Raw genomic sequence first — 19,300 nt, 5'->3', positions numbered from 1 at the left:
TTATTAACAATAAATGACGACAATCAGTTTGCTTTACCCATAACAACAATAAGTTGGATTAAACACTTCACTAGCAAGCACGCAAAAAAAGGCGCACAAGCTGGCTGGTGCTTGAGCGCCTTAGTAAACTGAATCGTAGGTTAGAAGTTGTAACCACCACCGATCATGAATACCCATGGGTCGATATCAACGTCTGTTGAGTACTGAACACCACCCGCTTTGTATTTAGCTGTAGTGTCGATATCTGCGTACCAAACCGATGCGTTCAAGAACCAATCTTCATTGATCATGTAGTCCATACCGATGTTTGCAGCAAGACCCCAAGAGTCATCAAGAGACAAGTCGCTCAAACCAGCATCTTTGCCCGTACCATTAAGTTCTTCATCGAAAAATACGGTGTAGTTGATACCCGCGCCTACGTAAGGACGGAATTTGCTGTTTGCTTCACCGAAGTAGTACTGCACCATCAGCGTAGGTGGTAGGTGTTTTGTGTCAGCGATATCGCCTAGACCACCATGATTTGTAGAGATTGTATGAGAGAATGGCGTTGCTGCAAGAATTTCAAGACTGATGTTATCTGTAAACATATAGCCAAATGTCAAACCAAGTTGGGTGTTTGAGTCTACAGAGAATTCTGTATTTGGATCATTCAACACAGCGCCACTACTATCGTTAGGAGATACCGTTGCTGCACCTGCACGGATGATGAAATCACCTTCTTTATGAGCAAGAACATTGGTTGACATAAGAGCCGCAATAACCGCAATACCACATACTGTTTTTTTCATTATAATTTCCTTTTGGGGGCTTAATCTTTGTTGGTGAATGAGTAATCATTTCTTATTTTGCGTGCAAGGTATCATAGAATAACCCTACTTTATTGATGGAAATCAATTTGTGAAAAGTTGTGATTATTTATGTAAATTTATATCGACCCGATCACTTTATTTCTTCATTTTATTGACAGTTTTGTAATGCAGCTTTTCCGTGCGTCATTTTGTTAACCCAATCCCTTCACTCTGTTCGGATCTTTTTTGGATCAAAATAGAGCAAGCCAATATCTCGCACGCATTATTTTGGTGCAGAACAACAAGAATCAATCTCGCCTCGTATAATATTCAATGAGTTACATTTGGCTTAGTGCTTGCAAGTCTATGTTCATAATCATAAATACATTGAGGTTCTGATCATGCAAGACACTCTAACAATCGTTCTGGCCGGCGGTGTTGGCTCTCGGCTTTCCCCTCTCACCGATAACCGTGCAAAACCTGCGGTACCCTTTGGTGGCAAATATCGAATCATCGATTTCACACTCGCGAACTGCTTACACTCTGGGCTACGCCAAATTTTGGTGCTGACTCAGTACAAATCTCACTCTTTGCAAAAACATTTAAGAGATGGTTGGTCGGTGCTTAACCCTGAGCTCGGCGAATACATCACCAATGTTCCTCCACAAATGCGAACCGGTGATAGCTGGTACAGCGGTACTGCCGATGCGATTTATCAAAACTTGTATCTACTTTCACGCAGTGAAGCCAAGCATGTGGTGGTGTTATCCGGTGACCATATCTATCGCATGGATTACGCACCAATGCTCAAGCAGCACAAAAAGAACGAGGCCGACCTAACTGTGGCGTGCATGGAGGTTTCGATTGACGAAGCCAAAGAGTTTGGTGTGATGGAGATAGATGAATCTCTAGAGATCAATAACTTTACCGAAAAGCCACGTTACCCTGCATGTGTACCTGGTAGGCCAACTCGAAGCATGGCTTCAATGGGTATTTACGTCTTTGATAAAGAAGTACTAACACAAGCGCTACTGGCGGACGCCGAAGATCCGAACTCAAGCCACGATTTTGGTAAAGATATCATTCCTAAATTGGTGTGCAACAACAGTGTTTACGCATACAAGTTTGGGGATGAAGAAGGCCGAGTGACCCAAGATGCGTACTGGAGAGATGTTGGTACTATCGACTCTTATTACCAATCCAACATGGACCTGTTAAAGCCAGCTTCGCCTATCGATTTATATCAACCTGATTGGGCGATTCGTACTTACGAACCGCAGCTGCCACCCGCACGAACCATTGCTTCAGTTGAAGGTAATCAAGGAATATTCATCAACTCGATGATAGCGAATGGCGTTGTAATTGAAGGCGGCTCGGCGCAAAACTCAATCTTCTTCCCGAAAGTGAAAGTCAGCAATGCCGCGATTGTGATTGATAGTATTCTGTTTGAAGATGTTGAGATTGGAAAAAATTGCCACATACAAAACTGCATCATCGACAAGAACGTTAAGGTGCCTGACGGAACCCAGATCGGTCTTGATGGCCTTGCCGATGCGAAACGCTTCCACATATCAAAACAAGGCGTGATTGTGGTGCCCTCTTCTTACCAATTTGAAGAGTAACCTTTAACGTTGGAATAGCTTTTCTTTAAACGAAAAAAGGCAGCGAATTCGCTGCCTTCTTATTTACTCACACAGCTTCAGTTAAGCCTTAACTGTCCATGTATTCGATTAAACAGAAACCTTAGAAAGGCCCTAACTCAATCATTTGAGCAATAACAACAGAAACCAAAGCGCCTACCGACCAGAACAAGAACAGTGGTAAGAAGAAACGAACCCACTTGGTGTAAGGTACTTTTGCTATAGCCAATACCGCCAACAAGCCACCATTGGTTGGGTAAATATAGTTAGAAATACCATCACCCAATTGAGAAGCCAGTGCCGCCACTTGACGAGTCACTTCACCAATATCTGCCAACGGAATAATGATTGGCATGGTGATCACCGCTTGGCCACTGCCCGATGGAATGAACAGGTTGATCGCAGCCTGCGAGAAGTAGATCCCTGCTGCTGCCACAAGTTTAGAGCTACCAGAAATGATCTGTGCAAGATAGAAGATAATAGAATCAACAATCTTCGCGTCTTCCATAATGGTTAGCACTGAACGAGCAAAAAAGATGATCAGTACCGCGATCAATACGTCGCTAACACCTTTGGTCCAATACTCACAGATCTTGTTCGGAGATAAACCCGCCACCAAACCCGGAATAATAGCCATCGCCACGAATGCACCCGCAATCTCGGTGAAGCCGAACCCCATCGTCAACGTGCCGAAGATCATGTATGCGAATACGCCCAAGAACGCGATGCCCGCAAGCTTTTCACGTGTGGTCAGTGTTTTCGCTTCAACATTTGATTCATAGTGGTAACCCGTGCCGTGTAACAAGCCTTTGGTCGGATCTTGCTTAACTTTGCGCGCGTAGTTAAGCACATACCATGCACCCGTTAACAACATGAACATACCAACAATAAAGCGGTACCACATGCCTGAATACATAGGCAGTTCAGCGATAGTGTGTGCAATACCCGTAAAGAATGGGTTAGCCAAAGCGGCCGCGAAACCGGCACAACTTGCCAGTAAAACAACGCCAAGTGCCGTAATCGCGTCATAGCCAAGCTTGATACAGATCGGGATCATCAAAGAGATGAAAATGACATCAAGTTCACGCATACCGGTGAAGGTAACGTTGAAGAAGATCGCCGTCATGATCACAGGCGCAATCACGTATAAGCCTTGCTTCTTTAGCTTAGTAGTTAGTGCAACAACGGATGCGTCTAACAGACCCATGTGTTTGATAATGCCAAAAGCACCACCCACAAATACCACAACGCCCATCACGCCAGAAGCGGATTTGAAGCCTTTAAAAAATGATTCGAAAAAAGAGGCTAATGTTGTTGGGTTGCTGGTCAATTGTGTGTAGCTGTCTGGGTCGATAACCGTGCGGCCATTCATGACCACTCGCTCGAATTCACCAGCAGGGATGAAGTAAGTTGCGATTGCAGCAACGATCACCATGATAACCAAAGAGAGAAACGGGTGGTTTACTTCTTTCTCTGTCGGCGCTGCGTTACCAGCTTGAGATGTAGGTACGGATGTAGATACCGTAGTCGTCATATAGACTCCTTATTTGTCAGCAACTAAGGTTCACTTAGCCGCCGATAGGGATTTTTGGAAAAACGAAACCCTTCACGCTGAACTAAGTTCGCGCTAATTTAGGCTGTTTCAAAAAGGCCTTTGATAGATGGTGCTCTCAAATGTACATAGTGAAGTAGTGAGTACTACTCTCTTTGCGTCCGAGCAAAATGCAGATGTTCAGCCAAGTCAGGCCAAACTGAATGAGGTCATTACAAGCAGGTAAACAGAAAAGTCTGTTTTGGTAATGCGTTTTTTATCAATTACAAAGACAAGCGGCGCATACTAGCACAACGAGTCATTAATTGTCAGAAAAGTGTGAGTTTCGTCATATTTTGGTGAGCAACAAAAAAGCGCCCACTAACTAAGCAAGGCGCTTTTCTGCAATCGAATCGAGTTACTTAGGTGCTAATTCGTAGTTTTCTTGCATCTCATGAGGGGCAATCCCGTACTCATAATCTGCTAAGTAGCCATCCTTATAGACCTTCATTCCCTTCTCATCCCAGCTCACTTTGATCATCGCTGTGTTGCCATCTTCACTGCCTAACAGCTCAAGCATTTCTGCATCAATCTTAATGGCTTTGATGGTTTTAATACACTTAAACGGCTTAAATTCAGTGGCCGAGAATACGATGCCCGAGCGATAACGCTTAAGCTTGAGTCCAATCGCAAAGATTCTCGATTGTTGCTCAAACTGCAACATATTGATCTAGGCTCAATTGATGAGTCTCGCATTTCAGAACTTGTGCGATTCAAAGTCGAAACGCCGGTTCGCTATGAAGGTGACATTAATTATTGGCGTCAGGGCGTCGAATTTCCTGTCGATCAACTGGCATCCAATAAAGAAGTCGATATTCGAGCACGCATTACCATACCCGAGTCTCAACTCACAGCAGGAGAGTTTCACTTCAATATGGAGTGGGCAGTTGAGTGTCTATAAATTAGTAACTTAAGCTGAGTTTTTAATCAAAGAAGAAAAAGTGAGTGAGCTGGAAAGAAAATCAATGGAGTGACAAGTTCGGAATTATAAAACCGATAAAGAGAGATTCACTGGAATTGAGCGCTACGTTAGAGCAAATTATCAAGGATGGAGTATTTTTGAACATGTCTCGAAAACACGAAACATAATATGCGATCAGTTATTCGGACTTTCAAGGGAGGAAGGAGAGATTATTTGATAACACTGAAGTCAATCACACATGTGTACTTTCTCTATTGGTTAATCTATCCGATGTTTGCTACGTTTAAATGACACAGTCATTGGAAAGGTATGATTTATGAAAATAAACGTTCAAACACATCACGTATCAATTAACGACGACTCACGTAAAGACATCGAAGGTAAATTCGAAAAGATATCTAACCATTTTCCATCACTGATTAGCTGCGACATCATCATTACAAAAGAACATGGTCAACATCAGGTTGAAGTATTCACCAACTACGAAGGTGTACGAGTAACAGCAAAATCGACAGACGATGTTATGTACCCAGCTATCGCTGCAGCACTTAAGAAACTTGAAGCGGGCCTAAGTAACCGTAAGGGACAATTGAAAGCAGACCTACACGAGAAACCAACAAGCACGAAGCCAGAGATTGCTTCGGACATCATCCAAGAGATGAAATTGGTATAAATCGATAAGTAGTTAAAGCGAAATAACGAATAGACACTTATTAAGAATTTCAAAGCCAGCATACATTGCTGGCTTTTTCGATCTTAAAGCCAAGCAAACCTTCGCTTCTTTACCGTCCCTCGAATTCAGCTCAACCCCACATCATTATTAACGCCCTTAAGTTCTTAGCAGCTATAACAATCACTTGTGGGATTTGATACAGTTATAAGCAGAAATTTAGACCACAACGGAATGTTTATTATGAAGAAAATCGCGTTGATACTTTTCCTTGCTACTCAATTAATGGCTTGTACCGAGGTTGGCAGTGAAGCTTGGTGTGCGGATATGAAAGAAAAGCCTAAAGGTGACTGGACGGCTAATGAAGCGGGCGATTTTGCTAAACACTGTATTTTCTAGGCGGGTTGTATTTAGCAATTCAGTACACCCCACTCAATGAAACAAGTGAGCAGTTGCAGTATGGTTTACTTATCTCTGTAAAACGGTACAAACAAAAAATCGCATAAGTTAACGCTTATGCGATTTTTGTATGAAGAGACACCTAGCTAATTTGTTAGGAACTAAAGAATAATCATTCCATCTCGATAAGTCAGTGCTGGCGCTACATCTTGGCCAAGTAAAACTGGGCCATCGAGGTCGACGATTTCAGATTGAACGGCGATAGGCAGAGCTGCACGCATCGCCAGCGATGTACCGAGCATACAACCCGACATCAGCGTAAATCCTAGCCTTTGAGCTTCTTCAGCAAGTACCAATGCTTCGGTCAAACCACCTGTTTTATCGAGCTTGATGTTGACCATTTCATATTTGCCTAACAAAGATGAAAGTTGCGAAGTGGTATGACAGCTTTCATCAGCACACAGTGGTATCGGGTGCTTGATGTGCGCCAATGAGGCATCGTGCTGTTGGGGTAACGGCTGCTCGATCATCGCAATATCAAATTCTACCAGTTGATTGAACAACTCTTCGAGATTCAATCCTGTCCACGCTTCATTCGCATCCAATACAATTTGAACATCTGCCGCAGCTTCTCGTACCGCGCGAACACGCTCTACCACCTGCTCGCCGTCAAGCTTCACTTTCAGAAGTTTCGCACCATTCGCGACATAGTCTCGAGCCTGAGTCGCCATGCCTTCTGGCGTGCCAATCGAGACTGTCATTGCAGTCACGATTTGAGCAGGCAACTCAAACAAGCTATTCGGAAACGTCTGGTCGTTCTGCTGAGCTTCAAAATCCCAAAGCGCACAATCGACCGCATTGCGCGCTGCCCCTCCGGTCAATAAAGACTGAAGATGATCTCTTAGCTCTGCCGGATCAGTAACGCCTCGTTCAAACATAGCTTCAAGTGCGCTAGACGCTTGTTGGATTTGCGCTAACACAGACTCCGATGACTCGCCGTATCGTGGGTAAGGCGTGCATTCGCCCTGAGCTCGTTTGCCACCATGTTCAATGTAAACACGAACAACGTGACACTCAGTTCGACTGACACGAGAGATGCGAAAAGGCGTTTGCATCGCGATAATAATGGGTTCAGCTGTAATCTTCATAATTTCACTCGGTTGATGTTCACTTTAACAAATGGAAACGTAGAAATGATGAAGTCGTTAAAGTGAATGTCGCAAATGATCAGTAATGTGTTGTACACCAAAGCGCACTGGGTCCGTCACTGGCACTTGATAGAGTGTGGTCCATTCTTGGCACAATGTCTCAGCCTCTTCAATGCTAATCGCCGACGTGTTCAAGCAGATACCCACCAGCTTCGCGTCTGGATTAGTCAGTCGCGCCGCTTGCAAGTTGGCTTCAATCGTCTGCTCTATGCTTGGTAATTTAGCATGAGGAAGGTTACGAATATGTGGTCGCCCAACTTCATGACACAGCACTAAGGCATCAGCTTGTGCGCCATGTAAAAGACCCAAACTCACGCCTGCAAACGAAGGGTTGAACAAAGAGCCTTGCCCTTCAATGATGTCCCAATCGTGGTCGGTAAAATCAGGGCTAATCGCTTCAACTGCGCCAGAAATAAAATCCGCAACCACCGCATCAATCGAAATACCGCTGCCTTCAATCAAAATACCTGTCTGCCCTGTCGCTTTAAACTGAGCGGATGTTCCCGCTTGTTTAAGCGACTTTTCAATCGCTAATGCCGAGAACATTTTGCCTACTGAGCAATCAGTTCCGACAGTAAGCAGACGCTTACCTTGACGAAGCTTACCGTTACCAACATTAAGAACACCGTCAAAATGGCGTACATCATGAAGCTTAGTCAATCCTTGTTGCTGCATGTCAGCAAGCGGTGAAAATTCACTCAATCGTTGGTGCATGCCAGATGCAATCTCATATCCCATTTCTGCAGCGGCCATAATGGTTGACTGCCAAGAATCAGGAATAACACCACCCGGATTTGCGGTACCAATCACTAGCGTCTTCGCGCCCTGCGCTTGCGCCTCTTGCAGGGTCATATCCGTTAAGCCCAGAGAAACGGTATCACCCGTTAAACGCAGTTGACCTAGGCAGATTTCTGGTCGCCATTGATGAATACCGCGAGCTGTTTTTGCAGCGAGTGGGTCAGTAACATCCCCAAGAAAAAGAAGGTAAGGTTGAGCGATCGACATGAGTATTCCTAATTAATAAGCCCTTGTATGGGTTTACTTTAATTAAGAACTTCGAAGCTGCCGAATGCCTATTTATGGCGAGCCTATAACCTTAAGTTATAGGGTGAGTATGGATTTTCAATGAAGCGATAAATTGCTTAACGGAAATCGACTGAGGGGTGTGCTCTGCGCAAAGCATCGATACCGAAAATTGGATGTCTGGTTGAAGCGGCAACACACAGACCGCATCGTCATTTTGATATTGCTCTGCCGTCCACGGATCAACAATCGCAAACCCCGCTTGGTGCTTGACCAGTTCCGCAGCGGCGCTATACCCACGTACAGATATCGGGTGGTGATAATGCTGCTCACGTGCAATAAGGCGTTGATGTAACAGGAGGCCTAATGGATCGCGGCTATCGAGCCCGATGATTGGCAGCGGATAATTGATCAGATCATCTAACGTTAATTCCGCGGGGAAATGATCAACCGTATTGGAAGGAACCAAAACCTTTAGTGATTCGGTTAATAGCGTTTCACTTAATATCGCAGGCGGTGCTTCATCGCCAAACGCGATAGCAATATCAAGCTCATGCTTTAATAACCCAGCACACAGCTCATCACGGTTTGCAGTCAGCAACTCAAAAGAGAGATCTTGCTTACTGCCATTTTGCTCGCGAGACATTTGGGCGATTACCGGAGTCAGTAATTTAGTCGCTAAAATCGGCGGCGCACCAATGCGTAAATGCTGATGGCCTTGCTTCACTTTGTTGGTCAGAGATCGAAATTGCCCCAATTGCTGATACACCTTTTCCGCTTCTGGCAGTAAGGTTTTTGCCTCAACCGTTGGCACCAACCGCCCTTTAACTCGTTCGAATAAGCCAAACCCAAGTTGTTGCTCCGTGTGCGCCAAAATACGGGTCACGTTTGGTTGCGACACATGCAAGCTGCGCGCGGCTCCAGATACGGTTCCGGTCTGCATAATGGCGTAAAAGACTTCCAATTGTCTTAGGTTCACATTGATGTCCTTATGGTTCGCGAAACAAATCTAGGGTTTGGCTTTTCTTGTATTAGCTAAGCTGTTTATCGGTCTAGCTAGCGTTTTGCGTGAGTCTATTTTAGTAGCTCAGCTATCGTAGGTTGAAGTATCTCAGCCCAAGTTTGATAAGCCTTCGCATTCAAATGCAGATCATCACACGAGTACTTGTTCGACAACAGCTTATTAGGCGACAATACTGAATTCACATCTAAGAACGCAATGCCTTGCTGTGTACAGTACTCGCTTAGCTTGCTATTGAGCAGTTCAACCGACGGATTTAAACCTTGCAGTTTAGAGCCAACATAAAGCGTTGATTGCACCAATATGCGAATCTCATTTTCTTGCCACACCTTAAGCATATCAATGTAGTTCTGGTAGATATGGTCGACATCATAACCCTGAGCTAAATCGTTTATCCCTGCCATAAAACACACCAGCTTTGGCTTCACATTCAACGTGGTATCAATACGGCGCAACATGCCAGTTGTGGTGTCACCCGCTAAGCCACGGTTGACCATCGAAACATCGCGAAAGATATCCGCCCACGGGGCCCATTCGGTGATCGAATCACCAAACATGACTAGGTCTGCACTTGGGGAAAAATGGCGATGGTTATCTGATGTCATGATGTAACGACTCATACTGTGGCCTCGTTGCTGAATCTCAGACTGAAGAGCGACTGCCTTGAGGATCTCGCTATCTGGCGTGGCGCTATCAAATTGAGCTAGCAATCCTTCGATATGAGGCTTAAAAGGGCTAAGACGAGTACTCAGTTGATGATGTTCTTTAAGGGAAGATAACCTCTCTAGTAATGCATACAAAGAGCGGTTTTGACCAACTTCTTGGAATAACTGATAGAGATCGAGGACAGAGTGTTGCTGTAGCGCGGCAAGTAATTGCTTGTCTTCCATGGTGTTATCTAACCCTTCAATTATCTAATGATGAACCAAAGATAATATCCGATTGCTTACGGGATAGATAACACTAGAAGCAGATCGTTACTTTTACTAGAAGTAAATAGTTACTTTTCTTTGATTAGCAGATGGTTACGGTTATCACGGCTTTTCTTAATCAGCTCGTTGCTCTCGTCCATTTCATCTGACTTAGCAAGGCGATCATAAAGCAGCACGTTAACTGTCGCAGCCAAGTTCATGCAGCCTACTGTTGGTACATAAACAACATGATCTGCTCTGTCGGCGACATCTTGAGAAATAGAACCGTCTTCAGGGCCAAAGATATAGATGGCATTTTCTGGGTGTTTAAAACGCGGCAGTGGTGTTGCACCCTCAGCGAGTTCTACGCAAACGATCTTAGTTTCTGGATCAAGATTGTCTAAAAACGACTCAACACCAGTCAACGGGATAGTACGCGCAGCACTCTTAGTATCGGTGTGGAATTTTGCGGCTTTTTCGTAGCGTTGCCCTGTGTATTTAACTTCGTCGACTTGGTAACAACCAGCCGCACGCATAACAGCACCAACGTTTGTCGGGCTCTTTGGGTTAGTTAAACCAATAGTCACATGGCTTTTGTTCATGAATCTTTCTCACTTAACGAATAGACATAGCAGGGTGCTACAAAGCGTCGCATTCTACCAAAGCAGCGCCAAATTCAAAAGCATCGTAACAAACCGCTCTTTTTATCATTAAGCCCCTAGTTGCAAGTCTTCTAACGTCAAAAACCTAACCGCCATCATGTTTATAAAACAAAAACATTTCTGGATAACAATTCAACAACAAGTCCATTTACATTTTAAAACCACATTAATAATGTGTTGAAAATTGCATGAGATAATCACACAGGAAGCGTGACATGACCCTAACCATCAAAAACCGCCTTTATATTCTCTCTTTCATTCCGTTGCTACTAATGGCAATTGGCATGATGAGCGTGACGTATATGAAGAGCACCGAGCTAACCGCACAACAAGTAGAATCGACGCGTAGCAATATGATGGCGATGAAAGAAAAGGAACTTAAAGCGTATCTGCAAATGGCTCAATCTTCTATTAGCCCGTTCTTGGAAAGAGGTGCAACATTAGAAGAAGCCTTACCGACATTAAGAACTCTCGAATATGGCGAGTCTGGCTACATCTTTGGCTACGACTCTAAAGGCGTTCGAGTAGTTGTTGGGCAAAATAACGATGGCATTGGTAAAAACTACTACGACCTGCAAGACAAAAAAGGCAACTACCTGATTCGTGACTTGATCAAGAACTCAAAGCTTGGTGAGTTCACCACCTACTACTTTCCAAAACTTGGTCAATCAGAAGCTCTACCGAAACTGAGCTACTCGATATTCGTTCCCCAGTGGGACTTGATGCTAGGCACAGGTTTTTATACTGACGACATCGATGCTGTAATCGCAGAGATGAAAGAGAGCTCGAATGTCGCGTTACAAAGCTCATTGACGGCGATCGCTATATTCTGTGGTTTGATTGCCCTAGTAGTTGCTGCGTTTGCCGTTGCCGTCAACCGCACAATCATGCGACCACTCGAGCAGTTTGATCGTTCAATCAGCGCATTCGCGAGTGGCGAAGCCGATTTAACCGCTCGAATGGAAACATTTAAAGCGCCTGAGTTCACTAAGCTCAGCGAGAACTTCAACGCCTTCGTGGCAAGCCTTCAAACCATCATTCGCAGCGTAAGCGATGTCGGTCAGCAAGTCGTAGCCGAGACATCTAGCATGTCTTCTCGCGCTGCGCAGGTCGACGAGATTGCTACTGGGCAACGTGAAGAGACTGAACAAGTTGCAACGGCGATGACTGAAATGACCACAACGGCGCAAGAGATCTCGAGCAACGCTAGCCAAGCGGCGGATTCCGCTAAACTTGCAGAGGGCAATGCCAAAGAAGCGCAACAGATAGTAAACGCCGCTGCAGATTCGGTGGCAGGCCTAGCGAGCGAAGTATCAGAAGCCAACACTGTCGTGTCTCGTTTAGAAGGTGATGTGCAGAATATCTCCTCTTCATTGGCGGTCATCCAAGACATTGCCGAGCAAACTAACCTACTCGCGTTGAATGCCGCGATTGAAGCTGCACGTGCAGGCGAACAAGGTCGTGGGTTTGCTGTGGTTGCCGATGAGGTTCGTAAACTGGCAAGCCGTACTCAAGAAAGCACTGGCGACATTCACAAGATGATTGAGCAACTTAAAGCTGCCTCAGATGCTGCTGTGAAAGCGATGGATTCAAGTCAAAACCGAAGTGCGCAAACCGTGGAAGAAGCGAATGCCGCAGCCAAAGCACTGGCGAAGATCCAAGCGTCGATTGATACCATCATGGACATGAACTCGCTTATTGCGACAGCCACTGAACAGCAAAATATTGTAGGACAAGAAATATCTCAACGCATCGTGGTGATTTCTGACCAAAGCTCACAATCGGCAGAACTCGCGAATCAAAACCGTACAGGTAGCCAAAACCTCAACAGTCGTGCAAATGAGCTGTATCACTTGGTGGATCGCTTCACCGTCTAATACATTTTCGGTCTAGTAAGCCGTAATCAAACGATAATTAATCCTAAAACACGCCGGGCTTCAGAATCTCTATTCTGAAGCCCGTTTTTATCGGTGGAGGTTTTAAGCCATACACTAATCCAATTGCTCAGAAAGGAAGTCCACCAGCAGGCGAACCTTTGAAGATAAGTTGCGGTTCTGAGGATAAAGCGCCCAGATCCCTTCTTTGTCATCTCGATAATCGGACAGCACCTCAACCAACTCACCAGAATCAAGGTCTTCACTCACATAGTATTCAGGCAACTGCACCAAGCCAATGCTCTGCTTAGCTGCGTCTAACAAGGCTAAACCACTGTTGCACTTAATGCGTCCGTTAACACGAACTGAGCGAGGGCGTCTATTTTCTTTGAAACGCCAATGTTCAAATCCACCGACTAAACATTGGTGATTATTTAATTCTGATAATGTATGCGGCTCGCCATAACGTTCAATATATTCAGGGCTTGCACATACATAAAGTTGGCGTTGAGACAGCCTCTTTGCCACAAGGCTTGAGTCTTCCAAGCGGCCAAGACGAATCGCAACATCAACACCCGAATCGATAAGATCGAGCTTTTGATTGGTCAGCATCAGCTCAAGCTCTACTTGCGGGTGAAGCTTTAAGAATTGATGCAGTATTGGGGCGAGTTGGCGCTCACCATAAGTCACAGGCGCGGTGACTTTCAGTAAGCCTTTGGGTGTTGATTGCATTTGTGTTACCGCCAATTCCGCAATCTCTAAGCCCTCGACCAACAATTTACACTGTTGATAATAGAGTTGCCCGGCTTCTGTAAGAGAAACCTTGCGAGTCGTTCGATTGAGCAGTTTCACCGCGAGACGTTCTTCGAGATTTGCTACTCGGCGACTGATTTGAGCGACCGATGTAGCAAGCTTCTGTGCGGCACCAGTAAAACTCTCACGCTCTGCGACTGCAACAAACTCACTTACCCCTTCCCAATTGGCCATGCCTTTACCTTGTGCTGAACTGTGGATACCCATGCAGTGTATTGAAGTTACCGAATTCTGTCACCTGGCTTGATATGCTTTGCGTATAACTCTCAACGAACAATAACTATGGGACTAACTTCTTACATAAGTTCGTTTTTGTCCTAACATTATTCTTATCTACTGTTGGTAGGTTGAAAACTTGAATCATTGGTTACACAACAAAGTCAGGTACTCTTATGAAAAAATTAATCATACTTGCATCAACTCTTGTACTCAGCACCACAGCGTTCGCAGCCACTAAAACGACGATCCAAGAAACAACGCTAAAGTCTGATACCTTTGTTACTGAAGCGGAAGCATACGATGCAGGCACGAACCTTATGGATGAGCTAAGCACAAAGACACCTTTTGAGCTTTCAAGAGAACTGCCACAGTTCCAGCAAACAACAAAATACGATTCGTTCAAAATTGATGACGCGAATATGGAGGTGAAGAAAATCACCAACATGAACGGCGATGTTCACTACCAAGCAAACGTAAAAGTTGATTATCGTTACACATACCAAGACGGTCGTAGCAGCTAATCACTAGCAGCTCACGGTCAACAACGGATCATGTATCTAAAAAGAAAGCCCGAACTCATGGAGTTCGGGCTTTCTGCTGTTTCTTTGCGGCTAACGAGAACAAACCACGTTCATCTCAGCTCTAAGTATTACACCTCGAACTGAGAAACTAGGCTATCAAGCGCCTCACATTGCTCGGCCAAAGCCATACACGCATTTTCAGCGCTGCTCGCCATCTCAACCATTTGCATCGTACTTTCTGCGATACGTTGAACATTTTTGTTCACTTCTTCAGACACTTGAGACTGCTGAGAAGCTGCCGTCGCAATCTGCGTGTTCATGTCATTCATCTTACCGATTGAATTACGAATCTCACTCAAAGAAGACGCTGCAGTCCCGGCTTGAATAATGGTTTTCTCGCCGCTGATTTTGCTCTCGCTCATCACGCCAACAGCATGCTTAGCCCCGACCTCTAAACGCTCAATCATAGCCTCGATTTCACCAGTGCTGTCTTGAGTTTTACTTGCCAATGCACGTACTTCGTCCGCGACTACAGCAAAACCACGACCTTGTTCGCCAGCACGTGCCGCTTCGATCGCTGCATTTAAGGCCAACAAATTAGTTTGTTCAGCAATACCTTTGATCACGCCAAGAATAGAGGCGATGTTTTTCACATCAGTATCCAATTCCTGAACCACACCACCCGCGTTCTCAATATCTTGAGCTAGACGTTCAATTGATGTCACGGTTAGACCAAGCGTAGTGTCTGCCGACTCCACTTCGTGATTCGCAACGTTACTTGCGGTAGCCGCGTCTAGGGCATTACCACTCACCACTTCGCTAGTCGCCTGCATTTCATGAACTGCAGCCGCAACGACTTCACTCTCTCGCTGTTGGTTTGAAGAGAATTCAGCAACGCTTTGAGTGAGTGACTTAATATTTTCCATCTCAGCTCGAACAGCGTTTGACGTGAAAATTACTTGCTCAACCGTAACGTGGATTTTGCCCACAAACTTATTGAAAGCAGAGCTTAAACGAGCAATCTCGTCGTTCCCTTCCACCTTCATGCGCTGAGATAAGTCACCATCACCTGATGCGATCTCATTCATTGCTTTCTCGACGTTCTGGATTGGTTGAACAATGAAACGGTTCGATAACCACATCGCAAACAATGCGGCAAAAACAGCGACTGCCATTCCAACCTCAATGATCAACTTGCTTGATTCAATTGAGTCGTCCGCTTGCTGACGCAGCTCTTTCTGCTTCAACTCAATCAGGGTACGGATATCACGCAGTTGTTTACGGATAATCGCAAACTCAGCATCTAACGCTGGCGAGTAATCAATGTTGTATTGATGTGCATTCGCAGGGTCAGCAAACATAGGTTCGTGTAGCGCGACCCACTTACTCATCGCATTAACCAGTTTAGACAGTTCACCACGTGAAGAAGGATCTAACACACCAGCTCGATACAAAGTCTCAACACTTTCAAAGCGTGGAACCGCTTTATAAGCGTTGTCTTTGAATTCGAACTTTTGATAGTCAATCGCCGCCTGATCTTTCGCAAGTAACAAGCCTTGCGCTGAAGCGATGATTTGGTAGATATCGCGGTAGCCATCTTCTAGGTTATCTAGAACAGGTTGAACGACATTGTTGAGCTCGTTATTAATCGCAGCTTGAGCATTTGATCTGATAACGTTGAGCACGGTAACGGTAGAAAAAACAATCACAATCACCAACAGCGGGATCGCGATTTTACTCTTAATCGAAAGATTATTGATATTCATTGGGATTAATAACCACACTTCAAATAGGGATGCGCGCGCAATATACAGCACACATATAAAATCCCGCTAAGCTTTTGTGAGCTTCATCTCATAGCAAACGATACCGTAAATTCGTGTGATGCTTTTTCAATCAAAGGTTAACTTTCGGCGACTAAAATACTCTCTGATTTAGACTTATTTGCTGCTGATACGCGCAAATACTGGAGAAGTGTTAGAAATAACACCATAATGTAGGGCTCTAAAATAAGTAGGTAAGAACATGAAAATTTGTGGTGTTGAAATCAAAGGTAACGATGCAGTCATCTGTCTTCTTTCTCTGTCAGACGGCGTATTTAACATTCCTGATTGCCGAGTTTCTAAGGTTGCGATTAGCGACGCAAACGACACACAGAATATGAAAGACTTTCAATTCTCTTTTGCAAAGTTAATGGAAGATTACCAAGTAGAAAAAGTTGTAATTCGCCAACGTCAGACTAAAGGCAAATTTGCTGGCGGTGGCTTCGGCTTCAAACTAGAAGCAGCAATTCAGTTGATCGACGGCCTAGACGTAACCGTTGTATCACCTGCTGACATCAAGGAGAGCCTTAAGCGCAACCCTCTTATGATGAAGTTCAAAGAAACTGGCCTTAAGCAATACCAAGAAGCACCGTTTACAACGGCTTACGCTTGCTTGATGAAGCGCTAATCGATAGTCGCTAGAAAGTTATTGATAGAGAAAGAGCCTGAATATTCAGGCTCTTTTTATTTTTAACGGTTTAAAGCTGCTTGTCTTCGGAACTTAATCAATTCGGGCTTCTTCACCACCAGATAAACCGCAGTGGCTGACAACGCAAAACCCATTGCGCCATAGATGTCGAACGACTCGCCGAAGATAAGCCACGCTTGAATTGCTGTCGTCGGTGGAACTAAGTAAAACACTGAGGCCACACTTGAAGATGCACCGTGTTCTACCATGTAAAGCAACAATAATATGGCAACACAAGACAGAACAACCACCAGCCAGATTAGAGTTAGCGTGAATTCTACAGTCCAGTTTACTTGCATGGTTTCATAGCGCATTGCGAACGGCAGAAACAACGCCGCAGAAGCCAAGTATTGCACCATCGCACCGCCGACCATATCTGTCCCCTGACAGAAGCGCTTCTGATACAGAGTGCCGCAGGTAATACCCACCAAAGAAACCAAACACAATAATGTTGCCAAGCCTTTTTGGTCGTCTGACTGCCATTCAATATTACCCATCAACACCAAACTAATACCCGCAAAACCAAGCGCTAATCCCAACCACTGTGCAAAATTAAAACGCTGCGAAGTACAGCTGATCATAATCAAGGCGGTCAGAATCGGTTGTAAGCCAACAAGTAGAGAGCTCAACCCGGCGGGCATACCCATATCAATCGCCAGATAGGTGCCACCAAGGTAGAAACCATGAATCAAGATGCCAACCACACTTGCGTGGAAGAATGCTCGACCACGAGGAATACGACGCTTAAGGATTGCAATCAAAACCAAGAACAGCGCCACGTTGGCCACCATCCTCAATGAAAGTAATGTTGCGGGTTCCGCGTATTCCACACCAAGACGTGCGCCGACAAAACCTGACGACCACAATATTACAAACACAAACGGAATCATTTTAATCAGCATTACAAACCTCTGGTCAACTATTCATCAATGCTGTTACCTTAGTTGGGTACAGATAACTAATAAAGATACAGATATAACACTTTATATGGTTACAGATTGAGAGTGTGCAACGAGGGAGAAACACGTGGAAGCAGAACTCAGCGGCAATAAATACCTTGCTACCGAACAACATATTAAGGCTCAGATCGATAAGGGGCTCTTTCATCCAGACGATCGCCTTCCCTCGATCCGCCAGTTAAGCGAACAGCTTGGCGTAAGCAAAAATACCGTAATTCGCGCCTATCAAGAACTGGAAGCCACAGGCTGGGTTTATTCAGTACCTAAATCTGGCTATCGCGTGAAAGCACCGAACACCACCAGCTGGGATGCATCAAGCCAACCTCAAAAAGTTGACCTGTTGTCGGTCACCAAGTCTGTACTCTCTCGTCCAAAAGGTCGTCTGAAGTTGCTGGCAGGCTCAGCACACCCGAACATCAATAACCCTGCGATTCGTAGCTTGTACGCCGAAATCGGTCGGCATAGCCGTTTGCAAACTCAGCTTCCCGGTTATTACCAACTGCCTCCTGGAGATGAGCAGTTAGTAAAGCAATTGTTAAAGATCACCCATGATCTTGGTGTGCCTGCGGGATCGAAAGAGATTGCGATTACTCATGGTGCTCAACAGGCGATCAGCCTGGCTCTGCGTGCGCTCACCAAGCCCGGCGACATCGTGGCGGTCGAGTCGCCCTGTTATTTCGGTAATCTACTTTTACTTGAATCACTTGGCTTGCAAGCCCTTGAAATCCCAAGCAGCGTTAGCCACGGTATTGATATCCCATCCCTACAGAGTGCGTTGGACAAATGGGAAGTGAAAACCTTACTGCTAACGCCAAACTTTACTAACCCAACCGGCTCAAGAATGCCATTGGCGAATCGAAAAGCATTACTGGAGATCACCGGATCTTTACCAATTATCGAAGACGATGTGTTCGGTAGCTTGGCATTCGACACACCAATCGCGAGCCTCAAAGAGCTTGATGATCAAGATAGAGTCATCTACGTCAACTCACTGTCTAAAACATTAGACTCACGCTTGCGAATCGGTTGGTTACTGTCTGGGCGCTACCAACCTTTGGTCGAAAAGTACCTTTTATGCGACAACATGGGCAGCTCAAATCTGATGCAATCCGCTGTGGGTCAATTTCTCACTACCGGCAAATATCGCAGTCATTTGTCTAAGATGAAGCGGCTCTACCAAACCAATCAAAAGCAATTCCAAAGCCTGTTAATACAAGCACTAGATAGCTACCCACACCTTGTCGGGCAATACCACCTATCAAAACCGGAAGGCTCTTTTTTAAACTGGATAACACTGCCTGAATCGGTCGATAGCTACGCGGTCTATCAAGATTGTTTGAAGCATAAATTGGGGATCTTACCCGGAACAGTATTTGGCACCAACGACCAATATAAACATTGCCTGCGCTTCACTGTCGCCAATATTGAAGAGAGCAAAGAGTGGAAAGAAGGGGTTGTAACACTAGCGAAGATAATCGCTAGGCACGTACGTTAGATTACCTTTCTAATTCTCCATTCAGGCCAAACAACAAAGCCCCTCCAACTGAGTGGGGCTTTCATCATTATCA

General features: G+C 45.0%; 18 protein-coding genes and 1 pseudogene. 8 read left to right on the top strand and 11 right to left on the bottom strand.

Annotated elements, in window-relative coordinates; genetic code table 11:
• Window positions 1-140: 140 nt before the first annotated feature.
• Window positions 141-788, bottom strand: coding sequence for an outer membrane protein OmpW (ompW, locus tag AB6E52_RS08575; RefSeq protein ID WP_102320899.1), 648 nt, complete (start codon window positions 786-788; stop codon window positions 141-143).
• A 401-nt stretch (window positions 789-1,189) separates the two neighbouring features.
• On the opposite strand from ompW, the gene glgC reads away from it, so the two are divergent.
• Window positions 1,190-2,410 carry a glucose-1-phosphate adenylyltransferase gene (glgC, locus tag AB6E52_RS08570; protein WP_102320898.1) on the top strand — a complete coding sequence of 407 codons (1,221 nt, stop codon included), beginning with the start codon at window positions 1,190-1,192 and terminating at the stop codon, window positions 2,408-2,410.
• 121 nt (window positions 2,411-2,531) lie between these two features.
• On the opposite strand, the gene AB6E52_RS08565 is transcribed toward glgC, so the two are convergent.
• Window positions 2,532-3,962: a YfcC family protein gene (locus tag AB6E52_RS08565; RefSeq protein ID WP_102320897.1), complete on the bottom strand. Its 1,431-nt coding sequence runs from the start codon at window positions 3,960-3,962 to the stop codon at window positions 2,532-2,534.
• A gap of 415 nt (window positions 3,963-4,377) precedes the next feature.
• Window positions 4,378-4,605: pseudogene (locus AB6E52_RS08560) on the bottom strand (hypothetical protein); the annotation flags it as partial.
• A gap of 57 nt (window positions 4,606-4,662) precedes the next feature.
• Here AB6E52_RS08560 and AB6E52_RS08555 point away from each other — a divergent pair.
• The 3 genes from AB6E52_RS08555 to AB6E52_RS08545 all read left to right on the top strand — a co-directional run bounded on the left by AB6E52_RS08555 (window position 4,663) and on the right by AB6E52_RS08545 (window position 6,010).
• Entirely contained in the window at window positions 4,663-4,920 is a 258-nt protein-coding gene (locus tag AB6E52_RS08555) for a hypothetical protein (RefSeq protein ID WP_229648214.1), read from the top strand.
• Window positions 4,921-5,257: 337 nt separating this feature from the next.
• Window positions 5,258-5,614, top strand: coding sequence for a ribosome hibernation-promoting factor, HPF/YfiA family (gene hpf / locus AB6E52_RS08550; RefSeq protein WP_102320895.1), 357 nt, complete (start codon window positions 5,258-5,260; stop codon window positions 5,612-5,614).
• Window positions 5,615-5,854: 240 nt separating this feature from the next.
• Window positions 5,855-6,010: a DUF3012 domain-containing protein gene (locus AB6E52_RS08545; protein WP_017061679.1), complete on the top strand. Its 156-nt coding sequence runs from the start codon at window positions 5,855-5,857 to the stop codon at window positions 6,008-6,010.
• Window positions 6,011-6,171: 161 nt separating this feature from the next.
• Here AB6E52_RS08545 and dgcA read toward each other — a convergent pair whose 3' ends face one another.
• The 5 genes from dgcA to AB6E52_RS08520 all read right to left on the bottom strand — a co-directional run bounded on the left by dgcA (window position 6,172) and on the right by AB6E52_RS08520 (window position 10,775).
• Complete coding sequence (gene dgcA / locus AB6E52_RS08540; RefSeq protein ID WP_102320894.1) at window positions 6,172-7,158, bottom strand: N-acetyl-D-Glu racemase DgcA; 987 nt, start codon at window positions 7,156-7,158, stop codon at window positions 6,172-6,174.
• 57 nt (window positions 7,159-7,215) lie between these two features.
• Window positions 7,216-8,223 (bottom strand): N-acetyltransferase DgcN, encoded by a 1,008-nt coding sequence (gene dgcN / locus AB6E52_RS08535; protein ID WP_017061677.1) that lies wholly within the window; start codon window positions 8,221-8,223, stop codon window positions 7,216-7,218.
• A 91-nt stretch (window positions 8,224-8,314) separates the two neighbouring features.
• Window positions 8,315-9,220 carry a LysR family transcriptional regulator gene (locus AB6E52_RS08530; RefSeq protein WP_102320893.1) on the bottom strand — a complete coding sequence of 302 codons (906 nt, stop codon included), beginning with the start codon at window positions 9,218-9,220 and terminating at the stop codon, window positions 8,315-8,317.
• Window positions 9,221-9,315: 95 nt separating this feature from the next.
• The gene (locus AB6E52_RS08525; protein WP_017061675.1) at window positions 9,316-10,152 is read right to left on the bottom strand and encodes an SGNH/GDSL hydrolase family protein; all 837 of its coding nucleotides are present in this window, start codon (window positions 10,150-10,152) and stop codon (window positions 9,316-9,318) included.
• A 110-nt stretch (window positions 10,153-10,262) separates the two neighbouring features.
• The gene (locus AB6E52_RS08520; protein ID WP_017061674.1) at window positions 10,263-10,775 is read right to left on the bottom strand and encodes an RNA methyltransferase; all 513 of its coding nucleotides are present in this window, start codon (window positions 10,773-10,775) and stop codon (window positions 10,263-10,265) included.
• A 275-nt stretch (window positions 10,776-11,050) separates the two neighbouring features.
• Here AB6E52_RS08520 and AB6E52_RS08515 point away from each other — a divergent pair, with 275 nt between their 5' ends.
• Entirely contained in the window at window positions 11,051-12,712 is a 1,662-nt protein-coding gene (locus AB6E52_RS08515; protein WP_017064932.1) for a methyl-accepting chemotaxis protein, read from the top strand.
• 114 nt (window positions 12,713-12,826) lie between these two features.
• On the opposite strand, the gene AB6E52_RS08510 is transcribed toward AB6E52_RS08515, so the two are convergent.
• Window positions 12,827-13,696, bottom strand: a complete 870-nt coding sequence (locus AB6E52_RS08510) for a LysR family transcriptional regulator (protein WP_017064933.1) — start codon at window positions 13,694-13,696, stop codon at window positions 12,827-12,829.
• Between the two features lie 218 nt (window positions 13,697-13,914).
• Between AB6E52_RS08510 and AB6E52_RS08505 the strand changes: the two genes are divergently transcribed.
• On the top strand, window positions 13,915-14,262 hold the full coding sequence (locus AB6E52_RS08505; RefSeq protein WP_008216610.1) for a DUF3316 domain-containing protein: 348 nt from the start codon (window positions 13,915-13,917) through the stop codon (window positions 14,260-14,262).
• Between the two features lie 128 nt (window positions 14,263-14,390).
• Here AB6E52_RS08505 and AB6E52_RS08500 read toward each other — a convergent pair whose 3' ends face one another.
• Window positions 14,391-16,028 (bottom strand): methyl-accepting chemotaxis protein, encoded by a 1,638-nt coding sequence (locus AB6E52_RS08500; protein WP_102320892.1) that lies wholly within the window; start codon window positions 16,026-16,028, stop codon window positions 14,391-14,393.
• A 259-nt stretch (window positions 16,029-16,287) separates the two neighbouring features.
• Between AB6E52_RS08500 and AB6E52_RS08495 the strand changes: the two genes are divergently transcribed.
• Entirely contained in the window at window positions 16,288-16,713 is a 426-nt protein-coding gene (locus AB6E52_RS08495) for a DUF3010 family protein (RefSeq protein ID WP_017071370.1), read from the top strand.
• 62 nt (window positions 16,714-16,775) lie between these two features.
• Here AB6E52_RS08495 and AB6E52_RS08490 read toward each other — a convergent pair whose 3' ends face one another.
• Window positions 16,776-17,675, bottom strand: coding sequence for a DMT family transporter (locus tag AB6E52_RS08490; RefSeq protein WP_102320891.1), 900 nt, complete (start codon window positions 17,673-17,675; stop codon window positions 16,776-16,778).
• Window positions 17,676-17,799: 124 nt separating this feature from the next.
• Here AB6E52_RS08490 and AB6E52_RS08485 point away from each other — a divergent pair, with 124 nt between their 5' ends.
• Window positions 17,800-19,227, top strand: coding sequence for a PLP-dependent aminotransferase family protein (locus AB6E52_RS08485; RefSeq protein ID WP_102320890.1), 1,428 nt, complete (start codon window positions 17,800-17,802; stop codon window positions 19,225-19,227).
• Window positions 19,228-19,300: the final 73 nt, after the last annotated feature.

The sequence above is a fragment of the Vibrio sp. 10N.247.311.13 genome, from assembly GCF_041467595.1.
Lineage (GTDB): Bacteria > Pseudomonadota > Gammaproteobacteria > Enterobacterales > Vibrionaceae > Vibrio > Vibrio crassostreae_C.
The sequence above is the reverse complement of the archived record's forward strand: the minus strand, read 5'-3'. Positions and strand labels throughout refer to the sequence as shown.